Annotated in this window: 18 protein-coding genes; 7 read left to right on the top strand and 11 right to left on the bottom strand. The window is 64.1% G+C overall.

Going from position 1 to position 18,659, the window contains the following annotated elements; translation table 11 throughout:
* From NYR58_RS02265 to NYR58_RS02245, 5 genes are all read right to left on the bottom strand, one after another.
* A complete protein-coding gene (locus NYR58_RS02265) occupies positions 1-390 on the bottom strand; it encodes an Mth938-like domain-containing protein (protein ID WP_261518797.1) in 390 nt (129 codons plus the stop codon).
* Complete coding sequence (gene secDF / locus NYR58_RS02260) at positions 387-2,939, bottom strand: protein translocase subunit SecDF (protein ID WP_261518796.1); 2,553 nt, start codon at positions 2,937-2,939, stop codon at positions 387-389. Before secDF ends, NYR58_RS02265 begins: the two co-directional genes overlap by 4 nt.
* Before the next feature lie 50 nt (positions 2,940-2,989).
* On the bottom strand, positions 2,990-3,334 hold the full coding sequence (yajC, locus tag NYR58_RS02255; protein WP_261518794.1) for a preprotein translocase subunit YajC: 345 nt from the start codon (positions 3,332-3,334) through the stop codon (positions 2,990-2,992).
* A gap of 199 nt (positions 3,335-3,533) precedes the next feature.
* Positions 3,534-4,406, bottom strand: coding sequence for an SDR family oxidoreductase (locus NYR58_RS02250; protein WP_261518792.1), 873 nt, complete (start codon positions 4,404-4,406; stop codon positions 3,534-3,536).
* 117 nt (positions 4,407-4,523) lie between these two features.
* On the bottom strand, positions 4,524-5,228 hold the full coding sequence (locus NYR58_RS02245) for an orotate phosphoribosyltransferase (protein WP_261518791.1): 705 nt from the start codon (positions 5,226-5,228) through the stop codon (positions 4,524-4,526).
* Between the two features lie 248 nt (positions 5,229-5,476).
* On the opposite strand from NYR58_RS02245, the gene NYR58_RS02240 reads away from it, so the two are divergent.
* The 5 genes from NYR58_RS02240 to NYR58_RS02220 all read left to right on the top strand — a co-directional run bounded on the left by NYR58_RS02240 (position 5,477) and on the right by NYR58_RS02220 (position 10,138).
* Entirely contained in the window at positions 5,477-5,863 is a 387-nt protein-coding gene (locus tag NYR58_RS02240; protein ID WP_261518790.1) for a YciI family protein, read from the top strand.
* Entirely contained in the window at positions 5,860-7,131 is a 1,272-nt protein-coding gene (locus NYR58_RS02235) for an RNA polymerase sigma factor (protein ID WP_261518789.1), read from the top strand. Before NYR58_RS02240 ends, NYR58_RS02235 begins: the two co-directional genes overlap by 4 nt.
* 251 nt (positions 7,132-7,382) lie before the next feature.
* Positions 7,383-8,945 carry an MFS transporter gene (locus NYR58_RS02230; RefSeq protein ID WP_261518788.1) on the top strand — a complete coding sequence of 521 codons (1,563 nt, stop codon included), beginning with the start codon at positions 7,383-7,385 and terminating at the stop codon, positions 8,943-8,945.
* A 137-nt stretch (positions 8,946-9,082) separates the two neighbouring features.
* Positions 9,083-9,499, top strand: a complete 417-nt coding sequence (locus tag NYR58_RS02225) for a VOC family protein (protein ID WP_261518787.1) — start codon at positions 9,083-9,085, stop codon at positions 9,497-9,499.
* 204 nt (positions 9,500-9,703) lie between these two features.
* Positions 9,704-10,138, top strand: coding sequence for an FKBP-type peptidyl-prolyl cis-trans isomerase (locus tag NYR58_RS02220; RefSeq protein ID WP_261518786.1), 435 nt, complete (start codon positions 9,704-9,706; stop codon positions 10,136-10,138).
* A 172-nt stretch (positions 10,139-10,310) separates the two neighbouring features.
* Here the strand turns inward: NYR58_RS02220 and NYR58_RS02215 are convergent, their stop codons facing one another.
* Complete coding sequence (locus tag NYR58_RS02215) at positions 10,311-10,736, bottom strand: VOC family protein (protein WP_261518785.1); 426 nt, start codon at positions 10,734-10,736, stop codon at positions 10,311-10,313.
* A 69-nt stretch (positions 10,737-10,805) separates the two neighbouring features.
* Between NYR58_RS02215 and NYR58_RS02210 the strand changes: the two genes are divergently transcribed.
* Entirely contained in the window at positions 10,806-11,441 is a 636-nt protein-coding gene (locus NYR58_RS02210) for a TetR/AcrR family transcriptional regulator (RefSeq protein ID WP_261518784.1), read from the top strand.
* On the opposite strand, the gene NYR58_RS02205 is transcribed toward NYR58_RS02210, so the two are convergent.
* From NYR58_RS02205 to dnaG, 5 genes are all read right to left on the bottom strand, one after another.
* The gene (locus NYR58_RS02205; protein WP_261518783.1) at positions 11,407-11,694 is read right to left on the bottom strand and encodes an HlyU family transcriptional regulator; all 288 of its coding nucleotides are present in this window, start codon (positions 11,692-11,694) and stop codon (positions 11,407-11,409) included. The two genes, NYR58_RS02210 and NYR58_RS02205, sit on opposite strands and share 35 nt — an antisense overlap.
* Positions 11,695-11,756: 62 nt before the next feature.
* Entirely contained in the window at positions 11,757-12,179 is a 423-nt protein-coding gene (locus NYR58_RS02200) for a secondary thiamine-phosphate synthase enzyme YjbQ (protein WP_261518782.1), read from the bottom strand.
* 136 nt (positions 12,180-12,315) lie between these two features.
* Positions 12,316-12,609 (bottom strand): GYD domain-containing protein, encoded by a 294-nt coding sequence (locus tag NYR58_RS02195; protein ID WP_261518780.1) that lies wholly within the window; start codon positions 12,607-12,609, stop codon positions 12,316-12,318.
* A 256-nt stretch (positions 12,610-12,865) separates the two neighbouring features.
* Positions 12,866-14,866 carry an RNA polymerase sigma factor RpoD gene (gene rpoD, locus NYR58_RS02190; protein WP_261518779.1) on the bottom strand — a complete coding sequence of 667 codons (2,001 nt, stop codon included), beginning with the start codon at positions 14,864-14,866 and terminating at the stop codon, positions 12,866-12,868.
* A 346-nt stretch (positions 14,867-15,212) separates the two neighbouring features.
* A complete protein-coding gene (dnaG, locus tag NYR58_RS02185) occupies positions 15,213-17,117 on the bottom strand; it encodes a DNA primase (RefSeq protein ID WP_261518778.1) in 1,905 nt (634 codons plus the stop codon).
* A 273-nt stretch (positions 17,118-17,390) separates the two neighbouring features.
* Here dnaG and NYR58_RS02180 point away from each other — a divergent pair, with 273 nt between their 5' ends.
* Positions 17,391-18,563: a BCCT family transporter gene (locus tag NYR58_RS02180; protein WP_261518777.1), complete on the top strand. Its 1,173-nt coding sequence runs from the start codon at positions 17,391-17,393 to the stop codon at positions 18,561-18,563.
* The last annotated feature ends 96 nt before the right edge of the window (positions 18,564-18,659 follow it).

Raw genomic sequence — 18,659 nt, 5'->3', positions numbered from 1 at the left:
TCAATCGACGGCGATCAGCGCCGCCGCCACCGCGCGCTCTTCGGCCAGAAGCACGTTGAAGGTGCGCACCGCCGCCCCCGTCGCCATGGTCTCGACCGCCATTCCCGCCTCCCTGAGCCGGGCGCGAAGCTCGGGCGGCAACGGCAGAAGCTGTCTGCCGGTTCCCACAAGCAGGATCTCGATTGCCCCGGCCTCAGCCAATGGGCGGGCAAAATCCTCCTCGTCGAGCGTGGTCGGATCGTCCGCCGCCCAGCCATGGATTCCCGAGGGCAGGCACAGGATCGAGCCGCGATGCGACATCTCGGCAAAGCGGAAACCGCCATTGCCATAGGCGTCGATGGCAGCGCGGCCGGGAAAATGGGCCGCGCGGATTTGCAGACCGCCGCTCATCCCTTGGCCGCGACCTCTCCGGCGCCCTTTTCCTCATCCGCCGTCTCGGCCGTCGAAGGCCGCATCCTGAAGAGGATGAGCAACGGCCCGGCGATAAAGATCGACGAATAGGTGCCTATGAGCACACCGAAGATCATCGCCGCGGTGAAGGAGCGGATGACCTCCCCGCCGAAGATATACAGCGAGACCAGCGCAAGAAGCGTTGTCACCGACGTCATCAGGGTGCGCGACAGCGTCTGGTTCATCGACAGGTCGAGAAGCTGCGGCAGCGGCATCTTCTTGAACCGGCGCAAATTCTCGCGCACGCGGTCGTAGACCACCACCGTATCGTTCAGCGAGTAGCCGACGATGGTCAGGATCGCGGCGATGCTCGACAGATTGAACTCCATTCCGGTGATCACGAAGAAACCGACCGTCATGATGACATCGTGCAGTGTGGCCAGAATGGCGCCCACGGCAAACTGCCATTCAAAGCGCAGCCAGATGTAGATGAGGATGGCCAGAAGCGACACGAGCACGGCGATGGTGCCGGCGCGCGCAAGCTCGTTCGAGACCGTCGGCCCCACCACCTCGACACGGCGGAAGTTGTAATCGGCCTCCAGCTCGTCGCGCACCTTGGCAATCACGCTCTGCTCGGCATTGTCGCCGCCATCCTGAGCCTGCACCCGGATCAGCGCCTCACGCGGGTCGCCGAATTCCTGCACCTGCACCTCGCCGAGATTGAGCCCGGACAGCCGGCTGCGGATATCGGCAATGTCGGCGTCGCCCTCGCGCGCCTGCACCTCGATGCTCGACCCGCCCTTGAAGTCGATGCCGTAGTTCATGTCCAGGGTGACGAACAGCGAAAGGGCGGCGATCGAGGCGACGGCCGACAGCGTGAAGGTCATCCGGCGCAGCCACATGAACCTGAAGGCCGTCTCGGTCGGCACGAACTGCAGCGGCAGGCGCGGCAGCTCCTTCGGGCGCCGCCGCCGCACCCACTCGGCAATCATCCAGCGCGTCAGCGTGTAGGCGGAGAATACGGTGGTCAGGATGCCGATGGCCAGCGTCACCGCAAAGCCGCGCACCGGGCCCGTTCCGAGGAAGAACAGGATGACGGCGGCAATCAGCGTCGTGACATTGGCATCGACAATGGTGCCGAGCGCCTTGGAAAAGCCGGCGTCGACGGCCTGGATGAGCGACCGGCCCGCCGCCCGCTCCTCGCGTATGCGCTCGAAGACGAGCACGTTTGAATCGACAGCCATGCCCATGGTCAGCACGATGCCGGCGATGCCCGGCAGTGTGAGCGTCGCCCCGAGACCGGAAAGAATCGCCACGATCATGCAGATGTTGGCAAGCAGCGCGACGACGGCAAAGATACCAAGCAGCCCGTAGGCGGCGATCATGAAGGCGACGACCAGCACGGCGCCGATGATGGACGCCGTCTTGCCGGCCTCGATGGAATCCTGGCCGAGCCCCGGTCCCACCGTGCGCTCTTCCACCACCGTCAGCGTGGCCGGCAGCGCGCCGGCGCGCAGAAGAACGGCAAGGTCATTGGCGCTCTGTACGGTGAAATTGCCGGAGATCTGGCCGCTCCCGCCGAGGATGGGCTCGCGGATCTGCGGTGCCGAGATCACCTGGCCATCGAGAATGATGGCGAAGAGGCGGCCGACATTCTCCTGCGTGGCCTGGCCAAACCGCGTGGCCCCCCGTGTGTCGAAACGGAAGGAAACCACCGGCTCGTTGGTACGCTGGTCGAAGGTGGCCTGGGCATCGACCAGATCCTCGCCGGAGACGATCACCCGGTCCTCGATGATGTAGGGCACCGGCGGATCGTCGGTCGAATACATGATGGAGGTGCCCGGCGGCGGTCTGCCTTCGATGGCCTCCTGCACCGGCACGGACTGGTCGACCATCTGGAAGGTAAGGCGCGCGGTCTGGCCGAGAAGGTCCTTCAGGCGCTGCGGATCATCGAGGCCGGGCACCTGCACGAGGATACGGTCGTCGCCCTGGCGCTGGATCACCGGCTCGGTGGTGCCCAGTTCGTTGACGCGACGGCTGACAACCTCGATCGACTGCGCCAGCGCGCTGGACAGCCTGTAGACAATGCCCTCCTCGGTCAGCTGGAGCCGCAGGAGCCTGGGCTCGGGCTCCGACATCGCAAGCTCGCTCACCTGTCCCGAACCGAAAAGCCCGGAGGTGACGGGCTGTGCGAGCTCGCCGAGCGCCTCGCGTGCCGCCTGCACCTGGTCGTTGTCGCGGATGCGCACCTGCACCGCCCGGTCGGAGATCGACAGGCCCGTATAGCCGATGCGCTCATCGCGCAGGATGCGGCGCACGTCATCCCGCGCACTGACCAGCCGCTCGCGGATCAGCTCCTGCCGGTCGATCTGCAGGAGGATATGGGAACCGCCCTGCAGATCGAGGCCGAGTGTCATCGGGCGCGAGGGCGCCCAGCCGGGAAGCGAAGCGAAATAGGATTGCGGAAGGACGTTGGGAGCCGCATAGACGATGCCCAGCGCGACGGCCAGCCAAATCAGGATCGTCTGCCAGCGCGAAAAATATAACATGCTGCCTCTTCTCGTTGGGGCTCCGAAACGGCCTTCCGCCCGCAATGGGGCTATTTCTTGGCGGTCTTGTCGGCTGCCGCCGCCGGCTCGCTCTTTGTGCGCACGTCGGCCAGCATCGAGCGCAGCGCGGTGACCTTCACGCCGTTGCCCAGGTCGACCTCCAGCTCACCGTCGTTGATCACCTTGGTCACCTTGCCGACAAGCCCGCCGCCCGTGACCACCGTATCGCCACGACGCACGGCCGCCAGCATTTCCTGGCGCTTCTTCATCTGCTGGCGCTGCGGCCGGATAATGAGGAAGTACATGATGACGAAGATCAGCACGAAGGGCAGAATGCTGACGAAAATATCCGGGGCGCCTGCGCCCGTCTGGGCATATGCCGGTGTCACAAACATGAAGAACTCCCAAGAAATGTGCGGAAAAAGGGCCGGCATCGCCGCCCCAACGAAGCTCGCGCCGGAATATAGATGTTCGCTTCCCGTTTGCAACTGTTGCCGGGCCGCGCCTGCTGCTGTTTCGACAGGCGAAAGTGCCTAGTGGTCTGGTGGGGCGATTTTTCCCAACAGATGGGTACCATCTGTTGGGATCGCACCACTAGGCCTTGCCCATCACGCGCAGTTCGGTGTCGGTCTTGGCCAGCACCTCGTCGGGAACGAAGAAGTCCGCGATCAGCGGGCCGGTGATGCCGGGGGCATATCTGGAGAAATCCGTCACCCCCTCCTCGCGCAGCACCAACTCGTCGATGAAGAAGTTCCCGGTGCACGCGCGAGCCGGCCGCTTCACAATGGCACAGGCGGCGTCCGCCACGATCTCGGGCGAGCGGCAGCGCTTGGCCATGGCCTCCCCGCCCAGGACGTTGCGCACCGCCGCGGTGTCGATGGCCGTCAGCGGCCAGAGCGCGTTGACAGCGATGCCGTCACCGGCGAACTCGGCGCTCATGCCCAGGGTGCACATGGACATGCCGAACTTGGCGATCGAATAGGCGACGTGGTGCTTGAACCATTTCGCCTTCATGTCGAGCGGCGGGGCAAGGTTGAGGATGTGCGGATTGTCCGCCTTCCTGAGATGCGGAATGCACGCCCTGGAGACCAGGAAAGTGCCGCGCGTGTTGATCTGATGCATCAGATCGAAGCGCTTCATATCCGTCTTCAGCGTGCCGGTCAGGTGGATGGCGCTGGCATTGTTGATGCAGATGTCGATGCCGCCGAAGGCCTCCACCGTCGCCGCCACCGCATCTTCCACCTGCTCTTCGAAACGCACATCGCAGAGAATGGGCAAGGCCCTGCCGCCCGCCTCCTCGATCTGGCCCGCGGCGGTGTGGATCGTGCCCGGCAGCTTGGGGTGCGGTTCCGCCGTCTTGGCGGCGATGGCGACGTTCGCACCCTCGCGCGCCGCGCGCAGCGCAATGGCAAGACCGATGCCCCGGCTGCCGCCGGAAATGAAAAGCGTCTTACCGGCAAGCGACATGTCCGTTCCTCCAGCTCTCAGGCATCACAGCGGAAAGCCTATGCCGCTTTGCGGCACGAGTCATGCTCCCCTTGTGTTTCTGACTGGAGAATTCTTAGAATAACTTTTACGTCAACGTCAATTCTGATTGTTGGGCAGCGCCGCAATGCCGCCATGAGCGGCCGACCATGCCAGCGGCTCGTTCAGGAAGCGCTCTGCCTCGTTCAGCGCCTCGACGGTGAACCGGTTCTGCTTTCGGCAGGCGTCCAGCACGTCCCACCAGGTCGTCAGATAGTGCAGCCGCATGCCTGCACTCTTCAGCCGGTCGGGCGTGTCGGGGAAGATGCCGTAATAGAAGACGGCGAAGGTGTCGGTGACACGCGCCCCGGCATTGCGGATCGCCTCGGCAAAGCGGATCTTGCTGCCGCCATCGGTGGTCAGGTCCTCCACCAGAAGCACCCGCGCGCCCTCCGAGAGCGTGCCCTCGATCTGAGCATTGCGCCCGAAGCCCTTGGGCTTCTTGCGCACATAGATCATCGGCAGGCCGAGCCGCTCGGAAAGCCAGGCGGCGAAGGGAATGCCCGCCGTCTCACCGCCGGCGACCGCATCGAACTGCTCGAAACCCGCCTCGCGCAGGACCTCCGAGGCGCCGAAGTCGATGACCGCAGAGCGGATGCGCGGATAGGAGATGAGCTTGCGGCAATCAATATAGACTGGGCTGGCGATGCCAGAGGTAAAGGTGAAGGGCTTGTCGGCACGAATATGGACGGCCTCGATCTCAAGCAGCATCTTGGCGACCGTCTCGGCAATCAGCGCCTTGTCGGGAAAAGTATTGGCGAACATCGGCAGGCTCCGCGCTGTAACACCGCCTCGCTATCAGGATCGCCCGTTGTCAGGAAGCGTCGTCGCCGACTTTCCAGTGGATGGCCGGGTCGCGAAGGGTGGTCCTCTCTGTCTCGGCGCCGACTAGATACCCCGATTGCGCGAGCGTGCAAGGAGAAAGCGACCGCCAGACCCTGCACAAAATCCTCGACGCCTGCTGTCGGATTGGCGCATCCTGCCGCGTCTTCCAACCGACGAGGTGATCATCCATGCTTTATGCCATCCTGTGCTACCATGACGAGAATGTCGTCACCGGCTGGTCCAAGGCCGAGGACGATGCTGTGCTGGAGAAGCGCAAGCGCGTCGCTCAGGAACTTGTCGAAAAGGGCCGGATGGGACCGGCCATCCGCCTCATGCCCACCTCCGCCGCCACCACGCTGCGTTCTTCGGGCGGGGAGCAGCTCGTTCTCGACGGCCCCTTTGCCGAGACCAAGGAGCAGCTTCTGGGCTTCTACATCGTCGAGTGCGACAATCTGGAGGAAGTGGTGGAATTCGGCAAGCGGCTGAAGGAGGGTGAGACCTGCACCTTCGAGATCCGTCCCCTGCGGCTCTTTGAGAAGGGCGTTCTTCCGCAAACGGCCAAGGCTGCGCCATGACCGAGACCTCCTGGATCGAGGCCGTGCTGACCGGCGCCCGCCCGCAGGCGATGGGCGCGCTCCTGCGCTATTTTCGCGACCTCGACCGGGCGGAGGAGGCATTTCAGGAAGCCTGTCTGCGCGCCTTGAAGACCTGGCCGCTCAAGGGGCCGCCACGCGATCCGGCCGCCTGGCTCATCTTCGTGGGGCGCAACGCGGCGCTCGACGCGGTACGTCGCGACAGCCGCAACACCGCCCTGCCCCCCGACGAGGTGATCTCCGATCTGGGGGATGCGGAGGCCGATATGGCCGAACGGCTCGACGATTCGCACTATCGTGACGACATCCTGCGCCTGATGTTCATCTGCTGTCATCCAGACCTGCCCGCCACGCAGCAGGTGGCGCTGGCGCTGCGCATCGTCTGCGGTCTGACCGTGGCCGAGATCGCCCATGCCTTTCTCGTCAACGAGCGGGCAATGGAGCAGCGCATCACGCGCGCCAAGCGCCGTGTGAGCGCCGCCGACGTGCCCTTTGCCGCGCCTGATGCAGCGGCGCGCGCCGAGCGGCTGGCGGCCGTGGCGGCCATGCTCTACCTGCTTTTCAACGAGGGCTATTCGGCAAGCGGCGGCGAGGCGCATGTGCGCGCACCCTTGTGCGATGAGGCGATCCGGCTTGCCCGCCTGCTGTTGCGGCTCTTCCCGGCCGAACCGGAGATCATGGGCCTTGCCGCCCTCATGCTGCTGCAACATGCCCGCACGCCCTCCCGGCTGGATGCCGACGGCGGCATCGTGCTTCTGGAAGACCAGGACCGCCGGCTGTGGGATCGCGACAAGATCGCCGAAGGGCTGGCGCTCATCGAAAAGGCCCTGCGCCACCGCAGGCCCGGACCCTATCAGCTCCAGGCCGCCATTGCCGCGCTGCATGCGCGCGCCGAGCGGCCGGAAGACACGGACTGGCAGGAAATCAACCTTCTCTACCAGATGCTGGAGCGCTACCAGCCTTCCCCGATCGTGCGGCTCAACCGCGCCGTCGCCGTGTTCAAGGTACAGGGCGCCCAGGCCGCCCTCCTGCTCATCGAACCGCTGGAGGAGCGGCTGTCGAGCTATTTCTACTTTCACGGCGTGCGCGGCGCGCTGCTGAAGGAGCTCGGCCGCCACGAGGAAGCGCGCATCTCCTTCGACAAGGCCATCGCGCTGGCGCGCACGCCCGCGGAAGCAGCCCACATCCGCCAGCACATCGACCGGCTGAGCGCCAAAGGGAACACAGACACCCGGACCAAATCCGCCTGAGGGCTCGCAGGAAGGAAAAGACGGCGAGGCCGTTTCCCGGCGCGAAACGCGTGCTGCGTTCCTGACACAAGGCTGACAGCAGCACTGTGGCATGAGGTCGATGGCGCGACTGCGCCCTGGACAGCCGGTCGCGATTGCGGCGCCTGCGAGAGCTCTCTTCCGCGGGCGCCGACAAGATCTCTTGACCTCGACCTTGGTTGAGGTCGTACCGAGTGCCTTCGCCCCATGACGATGCCAGAAAGGTCTTTGCGATGAACATTCCTGTCGAGGCGCCGCGCGCAGGCCGGCGCGAGTGGATCGGCCTCGCCGTCCTTGCCCTTCCCTGCCTTCTCTATTCGATGGACATGACGGTGCTCAACCTGGCCGTTCCCGCGCTCAGTGTCGATCTGAAGCCGTCGAGCGCCCAGCTTCTGTGGATTGTCGACATCTACGGTTTTCTGGTTGCCGGCGCCTTGATCACCATGGGCACGCTGGGCGACCGCATCGGCAGGCGCAGGCTGCTGATGATTGGTGCCACCGCCTTCGGCGCTGCTTCGGTGTTTGCTGCCTTCGCCACCAGCGCAGAGATGCTGATTGCCGCCCGCGCCATCCTGGGCGTTGCCGCCGCCACCCTGGCTCCTTCCACCCTTTCGCTCCTGCGCAACATGTTCCACGATCCCCGGGAGCGCACCTTTGCCATCGGCGTTTGGATCTCCAGCTATTCGGCGGGCGCGGCCATCGGTCCTCTCGTGGGCGGCGTTCTGCTTGCGTATTTCTGGTGGGGTTCGGTGTTCCTGATTGCCGTGCCGGTCATGATCGTTCTCCTGGCGGTCGCCCCGATTCTGCTGCCCGAGTTCCGCGACCCGAATGCCGGACGTATCGACATAGCGAGCGCCATTCTTTCGCTCGCCGCGGTGCTGTCCGTAATCTATGGCATCAAATGGGTGGCAGAGCAGGGATTTGGCGCGCCGGCCGTGCTCACCATCGCCGTCGGCCTTGCGCTCGGCTACGTTTTCGTGCGACGGCAGAAGCGCCTCGCCGACCCGCTGATCGACATCGACCTGTTTCGCAGGCCCGCCTTCAGCGCCGCCCTCGTCACGAACCTGCTCAGCCTGTTCGTCGCCTTCGGTTCCTTCCTGTTCATCGGTCAGTATCTGCAGCTCGTGCTCGATCTCACCCCGCTTGAGGCGGGCGTGTGGTCCCTGCCCTCCAGTCTCGCCTTCATCCTCGGCTCGATGATGACATCCCGGCTCACCGCACTTGCCCGTCCGGTGTTTGTCATGGCGAGCGGTCTGCTGGTCGCAGCGGCCGGCTTTGCGGCCGTCGCCATGGCAGCAGATGCGCGGAACCTCGTTGCGCTGATCGCGGCCTTCACGCTGTTTTCGCTTGGCCTTGCGCCGGTCTTCACGCTGACGACGGATCTGATCGTCGGCGCCGCGCCGCCGGAGCGCGCGGGTGCTGCTTCCGCCATATCCGAGACCGGGGCCGAACTGGGCGGGGCGCTCGGCATCGCGGTATTGGGAAGCCTTGTGACCGCCGTCTACCGCAATGCCATGGAGACCGTCAGCCCGGTCGAGCTGCCGGCGTCGCTGGCGGAGATCGCGCGTGACACGCTGGGCGGGGCGCGTGCCGCGGCGGGCATGGTGCCCGAGGCGGTGGGGGCGCCGCTGCTCGCCACCGCCCGCGCGGCCTTCACCCATGGGCTGGTGTTCACAAGCCTTACGGCCGCCGTCATCACCGCGGCGACCGCCTTGCTCGTCATCGGCATCCTGCGTCGCGAAGGTGCGAGACCGGCGGGAGACGTCGAAAGGCCGCTGTCTGCTCCATCCTCCTGATCCGCCTTGCGGCCGCATCGATTTCCCCCCTTTGGTGCGGCCGCTTTTTTCTTCATTGCCGGCTGTCGGGTTGCAACCGCCGAGCCCGTCCTTTGAAGGGCCCGGGGCGCGGGCCTTTCAGACAAAAGGAGCACGAAATGTCGGCAATCGAACTGGCCCCCGGCGAGACCGGCGAACCGCGCGGCGGCGTTATCCCCTATCTGATGGTAGACGGCGCGTCGAAGGCCGCGGCTCTCTATCAGAAAGCCTTCGGCGCCAGGGAGGTGGCGCGCCATCCGCAAGACGATAAGGGCCGCACCATGCACCTGCACCTCTACATCAACGATGGCTCGCTCATGCTGAGCGATCCTTATCCGGAATATGGCCGCCCGCATGAAAAACCCGGCTCATTTACGCTGACGCTTTGCGTCGACGATGTGGACTTGTGGTGGGAGCGGGCTTCGAAGACCGAGGGCATGGTCGTGACCATGCCGCTCGAAAGGATGTTCTGGGGCGACCGATATGGCGAGCTCACCGACCCCTTCGGGATACGCTGGGCAATCGTGGGCAGGTAGTCGCGCTCGCACCGTCAACACGAAAGAACGAGAGAAAAATGTGCCCGGCGGGGTTTACATCGCCGGCACATGCCCTACCCTCGCTCGTGAGGCTGCGGCACATTCTGGCGCGGCCCATTCGTCGGCGCGGATGGACTGAAATCGGATTGCGATGAAAATTTCCCGCGCCAGGAACTGTCACACCGAGACACAAGAGAGCCACCCATGAGCCAGGCCAAAACCGGCGACGTCGTGCGCATTCACTATACGGGCAAGCTGACGGACGGCACCCAGTTCGATTCCTCCGAGGGCCGCGAGCCGCTGCAGTTTCAGGTCGGCGCCGGGCAGATCATCCCCGGCCTGGAGAAGTGCATAGAGGGGATGCAGGTCGGCGAGAAGTCCACCGTCACCGTTCCTTCGGAGGAGGCATACGGCCCGCGCGACGAGCGCCAGGTGCAAAGCGTGCCGCGCGAGGCATTCCCCAAGGATCTCGACCTGCGGATCGGCGCCAGCCTGCAGGCCTCCACCGAGGACGGGCGGCAGATTCCGCTGACCGTGGTGGAGATCGACGACATGCAGGTGACCGTCGATGCAAACCATCCGCTGGCAGGCCATGATCTGGTGTTCGACCTGGAGCTGGTCGAGATCGTCAACGCTTAGAGGCGTGACCGGCAGTGGTTCACTATTGCCGGAAACAATTCAAGAATTTAAGAGGCCTGGCTCAGAGATGACTTGAGCCAGGCCTCTTCGATTCAGCCTGCAAATCGGCCATAAGGAAGCCGGCCATTGACGGGCGAGCCCTGCGAAGCAGTCTTCACCCGACCCGCTGCCTCTACTGCTGCGGCACCTCCATTCCATGGCGCGCGGCGAACTCCGCGGCAAACGGTATCGGCTTGATGATGTCGATGAGCACGCCGTTGGGGTCGGCGGTGATGAAATGGCGCTGGCCGAACTCTTCGTCGCGCAATTCCTGAAGGATCGGCAACCCTGCCGCCCGCGCGCGTTCATATTCGCCGTCCACGTCTTCCACCTCGAAATTCAGGATCAGCCCCGAGGTCCGCCCGCGCCCGGAGGGTGGAATGGTGGCGTGCTCTCCGTCGAGAATCGCGAGGTTGACTTGCTCATCCTCGCCGGAGCGCAAGTGGATGTACCAGTTGCTCTCGAAAACCGCCTCGAAACGGAGGTGGTGACGATAGAATGCCGCCGTTGCGGCCACATCGCCCGTCAGGATGACGGGATAATAGCTCAGAGACTTCATGAGGGGTTTCCTCGTTGTTTGCATTGACATACAATCTGTATGTTTCTAACTAACATACAGGCTGCATGTATGCAACAGAAAATCCTCCGCCGCAGCAATCGCGAACGGACGGCCGAGACCCGCGCCCGGCTGATTGCGGCCGCACGCCGGCTGTTCGTTGAAAAGTCCTATGGCGAGACCGGCACGCCGGAAATCGTCGCGTCAGCGGGCCTTACGCGCGGTGCGCTCTACCATCACTTCGCCGACAAACAGGCGCTCTTCCTGGCGGTGGTGGAAAAGGAAGCCGCAGATGTGGCCGAGGAAATCGAACGGCAGGCCGGGTCGGCGCTCGACCCGCTCGATGCGCTGGTCAAGGGCGGCAACGCCTTTCTGGACGCCATGGCGAAGCCAGGCCGCACGCGCCTTCTGCTGCTCGACGGACCGGCGGTGCTCGGCCGTGCCGCAATGGATGCCATCGACGGCAGGCACGGCGGCCGCACCCTTCGCGAAGGGCTGGACGCCGCCATGCGCTCCGGCGCCATCCGCAGCCTGCCCCTCGACGCGCTCACTGCCCTGCTTGCCGCCGCCTACGACCGGGCAGCCCTTGCCATCGCGGCTGGCGCCGATGCGCAGGCCTTTCGCGACACGCTGGCGGTGCTGGTGGAAAGTCTGCGACCGGCCAATGGCGATCTCAGTCGAAGATTGCCTCCCCCTGCTCGTCGATGATCTGCCGGCCTTTGCGAAGGGCCTGGTCGGCAGCCAGATCGGCACTGGGGAAGCGGTCGGCGCGGATGAACGTATGTTCCTTCAACGCCCCGTCGATTTCCTTCGAGATGACGCCGCAGGTCTGGTACTGCCCATCCTGCTGGAAGGGTGTTGCGCGGATGGTGAATCCCTTGTGCTCTGCCGGCTGGCCGACGGTTTTCGCACCACCGCCCTTTTCGCCCGCGCCGCCGAAAAGCCTTTTGAGAAATGACATGAACGCTCTCCTATCACAGTCCTGTTCTTAACGCGCCGGCCCGCAGGCTGCCAGCCTGCGCCTCAGCCAAGGTGCAGCACCACCTGTCGGCGGTGCGGGCTGTCGCGATGCTCGAAGAGATAAAGCCCCTGCCAGGTACCGAGGACGAGGCGCCCGTCGGCCACGGGAATGCCCAGCGACGTTTGGGTCAGCGCTGCCTTGATGTGGGCAGGCATGTCGTCCGGCCCCTCGACGCGGTGAACGATCCAATCCATGGAGGCCGCGTCTGCCGGCGGCACGAGACGGCGAAAAAAGGCGGCCAGGTCGCGCTTTACATCCGGATCCGCGTTCTCCTGGATAAGCAACGAACAAGACGTATGGCGCACGAAAACCGTCAAAAGAGCGGTCCCCGCACCCGCCTCGCGCACGAAACGGGTGGCCTGATCCGTAAATTCATAGAGCCCCTGCCCGCGGGTGGGGATTGTCAGCGTGGTCTGCCGGGTCATCCTTCTCTCTGCACATGCGGCCTGACCCGCTATATAGGGCTTCGCCTCGCGGTAGGAAAACCCGGGCGTCGACGGAGAGAGGGCGCACCGGCCGGCGGCATCCGTCGCCGGATGGCCGCCGGCGGCTACCCGAGGATCAGCCCAGCGACTTGACGATCTCGCGATAGGCATCCTCCGGAAAAGCCTTCAGCGTGCGGGTGCGCACATTGCCCGTTCGACCGAGCTCCAGGGCAAAACGCGCGGCCACTGCATCGTCCGGCGCCTCCATCACGGCCACCATGTCATATTCGCCCATGGTGAGATAGAAAGCCCGAAAGGCACCCCCCATCTCGGAGAGCACCTTCTTTGCCGCATCGAGCCTCGAAGGCGAATCCTGCACGTTCCGAACACCCTGCTCGGTCCAGTTGACCAGCATGATATAGGTTGTCACGTAACACCTCCCCCGGTGCCCTCGCGGATGCGCCTGCATCCTGCCGCTGGCACCGGACCTTTTGTTGCGCACGCATGCGCATCCGCCCCCCAGCCGCCAATTTCGACTATGCGCCTGGAAGGCGATGCCGGCAAGGCGCCCGTCACTATCCGCGCGAGGCCGAGAAATCCGTGGGAATCGGTCCGGTGCCCCCGCCCCTGCAAAAAGCCGGGCGCAGGGCCCGGCTTTTCAGTCAACATTCAAGCTTCAAGACTTCCTAGCTGTCGAGGAAGCTCCTGAGCTTGCGCGAGCGGCTCGGGTGCTTCAGCTTCCTGAGCGCCTTGGCTTCGATCTGGCGGATACGCTCGCGGGTGACGGAGAACTGCTGTCCCACCTCTTCAAGCGTATGGTCGGTATTCATGCCGATGCCGAAGCGCATGCGCAGCACACGCTCCTCGCGCGGGGTGAGCGAAGCAAGCACCCGCGTCGTCGTCTCGCGCAGATTGGCCTGGATCGCCGCGTCGATCGGCAGCACCGCCGACTTGTCCTCGATGAAATCGCCGAGATGCGAATCCTCCTCGTCGCCGACCGGTGTTTCAAGCGAGATCGGCTCCTTGGCGATCTTCAAGACCTTGCGCACCTTTTCAAGCGGCATGGCAAGCTTCTCGGCCAGTTCCTCCGGCGTCGGCTCGCGGCCGATCTCGTGCAGCATCTGCCGGCTCGTGCGCACGATCTTGTTGATCGTCTCGATCATGTGCACGGGAATGCGGATGGTGCGCGCCTGGTCGGCGATGGAACGGGTGATGGCCTGCCGGATCCACCAGGTGGCATAGGTGGAGAACTTGTAGCCGCGGCGGTACTCGAACTTGTCCACCGCCTTCATCAGCCCGATATTGCCCTCCTGGATGAGGTCGAGGAACTGCAGGCCGCGGTTCGTGTACTTCTTGGCAATGGAGATCACGAGGCGCAGATTGGCCTCCACCATCTCCTTCTTGGCAATCGCCGCCTCGCGCTCGCCCTTCTGCACCTGGTTGACGATGCGGCGGAACTCGCCGATCGAAATGCCCGTCTCCTGCGCCAGATTCTGAATCTCGGCGCGCAGCGCGTCGATGGCCTCCGCCTCGTTCTCGGTAAACTCCCTCCAGCCGCGGCCGCTGCGCCGGGCCACCTTCGCCGTCCAGTTGGGATCGAGTTCGGAGCCCTGATAGGCGTCGAGGAAATCCTCGCGCGTAACACCATAGCTCTCGGCAAGGCGGAAAAGGCGAAGCTCGTTCTGCACGAGCCGCTTGTTGATGTCATAGAGCTGCTCGACGAGCGTCTCGATGCGCTGGTTGTTGAGCGACAGCGACTTCACCGCGGCGATAAGCTCGCCCTTGAGCTGCTTGTAGCGGCGCTCCTGGCTGTCCGACAGGCTGTCGCCGTCGCCTAGCCGGCTTTCCACCTTCTGGTCCTGCAGCTTGCGCAGCTTCGCATAAGTGTCGGCGATGAAGTCGAGGGTCTCCATGACGCCGGGCTTGAGCTCGGCCTCCATGGCCGCCAGCGAAAGATTGGCCTCGTCCTCCTCCTCGTCGTCTTCCTCCACGGGGGCTTCGCCGCCGACATCGGTGATGTCGTCGCTGCGCGCCCGCTTCGGCTTTTCCTCGGCCGGCTTGGCCTCGCCGTCCGGGCGCGCCACCACGGGCGCCTGCTTGGCCTCGGGCCCGGCATAGGTCGCCTCGAGGTCGATGATCTCACGCAGGAGAATCTTGCCCTCGTTCAGCTCGTCGCGCCAGATGATCAGCGCCTGGAAGGTGAGCGGGCTTTCGCACAGGCCGGCGATCATCGTCTCGCGACCGGCCTCGATGCGCTTGGCAATGGCAATCTCGCCCTCGCGCGACAGAAGCTCCACCGAGCCCATCTCGCGCAGGTACATGCGTACGGGATCGTCGGTGCGGTCCGTCGGCTCCTTCTTGGTGGCTGTCGAGGCAAGCGCTGTGCCGGTCGAGCCGGCAAGCTCCGTGCTCTCTTCGCCATCGGACGATTCTTCCTCGCCCTCGCCGGCTTCCTCGTCTTCGACGACGTTGATGCCCATGTCGGAGAGCATCGCCATCGTGTCCTCGATCTGCTCAGAGGAGACTTCGCCGGACGGCAGAACGGCGTTCAGCTCGTCCATGGTCACATAGCCGCGCTTCTTGGCGGCCTTGATCATCTTCTTGACGGCGTCATCCGAAAGGTCGAGCAGCGGGCCGTCAGCGGCCTCGCGTTCGGTCTCGACCTCTTCCTTTTCCTTTGTTGCCATGCTTTGCCTTCTCCAACCGGCCCGAACTGCCAAGCGGCCCCGTGCCGCGTGCGTGATTCGCGCATTGACGGGCTCTACCCGGCGCGGCGTTAACGCGCGGCTAACCGTAAGCTATGGCGGGCCTTGCGGTCCGTCCATGCGGTGCGCCCTTCTGCCGCTGCTTTGCACGGGGTGCCAGACCCCACCGAATCGACCCTGATTCCTTCAATCGGCGCCGAGGTCAAGCCGCTGTGCCATGATTCGCATGGAAAAAGCGAATCTCGACTCGGTGCAACCGAAGCGCGTTTCACACAAGCTCTCCGCCCGGCGGAGCGATCAGCGCCCCGACAGCCTCTGCCCGGCAGTTCTAGGACCGCCCGGCGCGCCCGGAGAGAATGCCAAATCCCTCGATCAGTGCTTCCGTTGCCTGCACTTTGCGCAGCTCTGCCTGAATCTCCACTAGATGCCGATAGTTCTCTTCGGTCGGTTCGTTGGCCAGCGCGTGCTCGGCCGCCTTGAGTTCCTTATGTAGAAAGCCGGCGCTGCGATGCAAGTGCAGGGCCTGCTGAAACGCCTCGCGCGCGTCCTCCAGCGCGGCGTCGGGCAAGGCCGGCCATTGGTTGGCACGGCGCAGGAGCGCCTCGGCGCGCTCCATCACCTCGCCTGCGCCGGCCGCCTGCACGGCCTCGCGCAGAACCTGCCGCTCCAGCGCCGCCCCGTGGGCCAACGCATCGAGCAGCGCGGCGCGCAGACGCGCCAGATCGCGGCTTGCCAGCGGCAGGGCTTCGATGGCATCGAAATGCTCGTCGATGAGCGCGGGGTGATTGACCGCGGCCACCATGATCGCTGCCTCGCGCAAGGGCATATGCCCGCCTGCCGCTCGCACCATGGCCGAGCGGGCCAGGCTTTCGGAGACGGCGAGCCGGCCCGCCGCCGCCCCCGGCCTGCCGTGCGGCCGCCCGCCGGGTCCATGCCGCCCCCCCTGCCGGGAGGAGCCGAAAAAGGCATTGACGCGCTCTCGCAGGTCCTGGGCATAGTGCCGGCGCACGCTCTCGTCGCGGATACGGCCGGCGAGCGCGCGCAGGCTCTGTTCCAGTGCGGCGCGGCGTTCCGGCGTGTCGAACACCCGCCCGGAAGTCTCCCGCATCCATAAAATATCAGCCAGCGGCCGCGCCTCGGCCAGCAAGGCGTCGAAGGCCGCACGCCCCTCCTCGCGCACCAGATCGTCCGGGTCCTTGCCCTGCGGCAGAAGCGCAAAACGCAGGGAGCGCCCGGCGCGCACCATCGGCAGCGCCATATCTGCCGCCCGCCATGCCGCGCGCAGGCCGGCCTCGTCGCCATCGAAGCAGAGGACCGGCTCCTCCGCCATGCGCCACAGAAGCTCAAGCTGCTGTTCCGTCAGCGCCGTGCCGAGCGGCGCCACCGCGTTCTCCACCCCCGCCTGGGCAAGCGCGATGACATCCATGTAGCCTTCCACCGCGATGACGGGCCCGCCGCGCGCCGCCTTGCGCGCCCGCGCATGATTGTAGAGCACCTGCCCCTTGTGAAAGAGCTCGGTATCCGGCGAGTTCATGTATTTGGCAGGCACATCGGGCGACAGCGCCCGTCCGCCGAAGGCGATCACCCTGCCCCGCGGATCCGTGATGGGAAACATGATGCGCCCGCGGAACCAGTCATAGGAGACCGGGATGTCCGGTCCGTGGCGAACGAGCCCGCAGGCCTCGATCTGCTCCTTCGCCACGCCCTTGCCGGCAAGATGCTCCTTGAGCGCATTGCGGCTGTCGGGCGCAAAGCCGAGGCGGAAGGCCTGCTGCGTGGCAGGCGAGAGGCCGCGCTCTCGCAGATAGGCGCGGGCCTCGGCGCCCTCCGGCCCCTGCAGGCGCTCCTCGAAGAAACGCGCCGCCATCTCCATCACATCGGTAAGGCTCGCCCGCTCCTTCTCGCGGCGTTCGGCCTGCGGGTCGCGCGCCGGCATCGCCACGCCGGCCATCTCCGCCACCCGCTCGACAGCCTCGGGGAAACTGATCCCCTCAAGCTCGGTAAGAAAGCGGAAGTGATCCCCGGACGCGCCGCACCCGAAGCAGTGATAGCGCCCCTTGCTGTCCTCGCAGTGGAAGCTCGGCGTCTTCTCCCCATGGAAGGGACAGCAGGCCCAATAATCCCCCCGCGCCGCATTGGTCTTGCGCCGGTCGAAAGTCACGCGGCTGCCCACCACCTGGCTGATGGGCACGCGGTCACGAATCTCGTCCAGAAAGCTGGTGGAAAAGCGCATTGGGTTGGAGCCCTCTCATACGCCCTATACATCACTTCGTGATCCGCCGCGACCATCGGTGCACAGCCATCCCCGCTTGTTCACAGGCCAGAAGGGGCGGCATCCCGAACCCGAAGGCATTTATTCCGGGCGCTGTATGCGCGGGCGCGCGCGCCAAACACGCAGCGCGCTTATGTCATTGATAAGCTAGAATTCCCTTCCAAGCCGCTTCGCCCAAATGTATCGTCTTATCATTGCATAACCTTCTTGTTTGCAACCTTGGGAGGATTTTTCATGAGCTATATAATCAGCATCGCCTATATGGCGGTGCTTTTAAGCGCCCTGTTCGTTCTTCTCCGTTGGGGACAGGTCCGTTGCCAGGGGCAGATGCCGGTCGGTACGTTCACATTCGTTGCCCTGCTTTTTACGGCCGGTCTCGATATGGGCCTCGTCATGCTGCCGCTCACCGAGTTTCCAACCTATGCTGCGGAGGAGGCCTATCGCTTCGCCAATCCCCTGGCGATCGAGTTCGGGATGTGGGGACCACTTGTATGGTTGATGTATTTTCTTTCGACGTTCTACTTCGTCGTTCTTGAGCCAAGGCTTCGCGTATTTGAAATTCCTGCAATCAAAATCACATACAACCTCACGGTCATTGCAACATGTGCCTTTACCTGCTACCTGTTCCTGGTATCTATCCCCAATTACATTGGCAACATTTCTCAACCTGAATCCTGGGCGATTGTTGTTTTCGTTATTGCAGTTTCTGTATATTCAAGCGGTAGCATCAATTTCATGAAGGTACTTGCTACCAGTTCGACATGCATGTTTGTCATTCTATCGTTTGTTGCACTTATGACAGCAGCTTACTACTACAGCGGCGTAGGGATATCCGGGCTAACCGAGAACTTGGGGCTTCTCCTCGAGTATTTCTCCAACCTGCACAGGTTTGTCAGCCCGATCACCGCCTACCATGAGTTCTATCTGTTCTGGTGGTTTTCCTGGAGCATCATGATCGGTCAATTCGTTTCGATCTTCGTCGGCGGCCTGAGCGCATGGCGACTTGCCGGCGCGATGGTCCTGTTGCCCTCCATCCCGCTGGGGGTGTGGTTCGCGGTTCTCTACATCTATTTCGAGCAGAGCATCGTCATTCCACCGTGGCTGAACTGGTTCATGGTGGTCGTGGGCATCGTCTTCGTGATCAACTCTGTCGACTCCCTCATCCGCCTCTATGGGCTCAACCTCGGATGGACAAAAAGCAGACTCGGCTGGAAATCGTATTATGCACTTCATTTTCTGCTGCAGCTTGGTCTTGTAATGGCCTATCAATTCACACCTTTCAGGATCGAGTGGGTGGGGCTGGTGGTGATCGGTATCTATGCCGCAACCTACCTGCTGATGGTGCAGCGGCGTGCGCATGTAGGGGCCGCAGTTGCCGAGGCAAGAAACGCCGCTGCTGACGGATGAGCCGATAGGCGGAATTTTCTTCCCGACAGGGTCTTACGCTGCGCTCCACCTTCCCCTATAAGGCGCGCCTAGCTTGACAAAAGACCTTTACAGCAA

The organism is Chelativorans intermedius (genome assembly GCF_025398255.1).
GTDB lineage: Bacteria > Pseudomonadota > Alphaproteobacteria > Rhizobiales > Rhizobiaceae > Chelativorans > Chelativorans intermedius.
Note: the sequence above shows the minus strand (reverse complement) of the source record. Positions and strands in the feature narration are given on the sequence as shown.

What these genes read in the sequence shown, in the direction of transcription:
- NYR58_RS02230 (WP_261518788.1), top strand. Translation starts at nt 7,383, where the DNA reads ATGAACATTCCTGTCGAGGCGCCGCGCGCAGGCCGGCGCGAGTGGATC.
- rpoD (WP_261518779.1), bottom strand. Translation starts at nt 14,866, where the DNA reads ATGGCAACAAAGGAAAAGGAAGAGGTCGAGACCGAACGCGAGGCCGCT.
- NYR58_RS02205 (WP_261518783.1), bottom strand. Translation starts at nt 11,694, where the DNA reads ATGTCATTTCTCAAAAGGCTTTTCGGCGGCGCGGGCGAAAAGGGCGGT.
- yajC (WP_261518794.1), bottom strand. Translation starts at nt 3,334, where the DNA reads ATGTTTGTGACACCGGCATATGCCCAGACGGGCGCAGGCGCCCCGGAT.
- NYR58_RS02180 (WP_261518777.1), top strand. Translation starts at nt 17,391, where the DNA reads ATGAGCTATATAATCAGCATCGCCTATATGGCGGTGCTTTTAAGCGCC.
- NYR58_RS02235 (WP_261518789.1), top strand. Translation starts at nt 5,860, where the DNA reads ATGACCGAGACCTCCTGGATCGAGGCCGTGCTGACCGGCGCCCGCCCG.
- NYR58_RS02250 (WP_261518792.1), bottom strand. Translation starts at nt 4,406, where the DNA reads ATGTCGCTTGCCGGTAAGACGCTTTTCATTTCCGGCGGCAGCCGGGGC.
- dnaG (WP_261518778.1), bottom strand. Translation starts at nt 17,117, where the DNA reads ATGCGCTTTTCCACCAGCTTTCTGGACGAGATTCGTGACCGCGTGCCC.
- NYR58_RS02240 (WP_261518790.1), top strand. Translation starts at nt 5,477, where the DNA reads ATGCTTTATGCCATCCTGTGCTACCATGACGAGAATGTCGTCACCGGC.
- NYR58_RS02245 (WP_261518791.1), bottom strand. Translation starts at nt 5,228, where the DNA reads ATGTTCGCCAATACTTTTCCCGACAAGGCGCTGATTGCCGAGACGGTC.
- NYR58_RS02210 (WP_261518784.1), top strand. Translation starts at nt 10,806, where the DNA reads ATGCAACAGAAAATCCTCCGCCGCAGCAATCGCGAACGGACGGCCGAG.
- NYR58_RS02220 (WP_261518786.1), top strand. Translation starts at nt 9,704, where the DNA reads ATGAGCCAGGCCAAAACCGGCGACGTCGTGCGCATTCACTATACGGGC.
- secDF (WP_261518796.1), bottom strand. Translation starts at nt 2,939, where the DNA reads ATGTTATATTTTTCGCGCTGGCAGACGATCCTGATTTGGCTGGCCGTC.
- NYR58_RS02200 (WP_261518782.1), bottom strand. Translation starts at nt 12,179, where the DNA reads ATGACCCGGCAGACCACGCTGACAATCCCCACCCGCGGGCAGGGGCTC.
- NYR58_RS02225 (WP_261518787.1), top strand. Translation starts at nt 9,083, where the DNA reads ATGTCGGCAATCGAACTGGCCCCCGGCGAGACCGGCGAACCGCGCGGC.
- NYR58_RS02265 (WP_261518797.1), bottom strand. Translation starts at nt 390, where the DNA reads ATGAGCGGCGGTCTGCAAATCCGCGCGGCCCATTTTCCCGGCCGCGCT.
- NYR58_RS02215 (WP_261518785.1), bottom strand. Translation starts at nt 10,736, where the DNA reads ATGAAGTCTCTGAGCTATTATCCCGTCATCCTGACGGGCGATGTGGCC.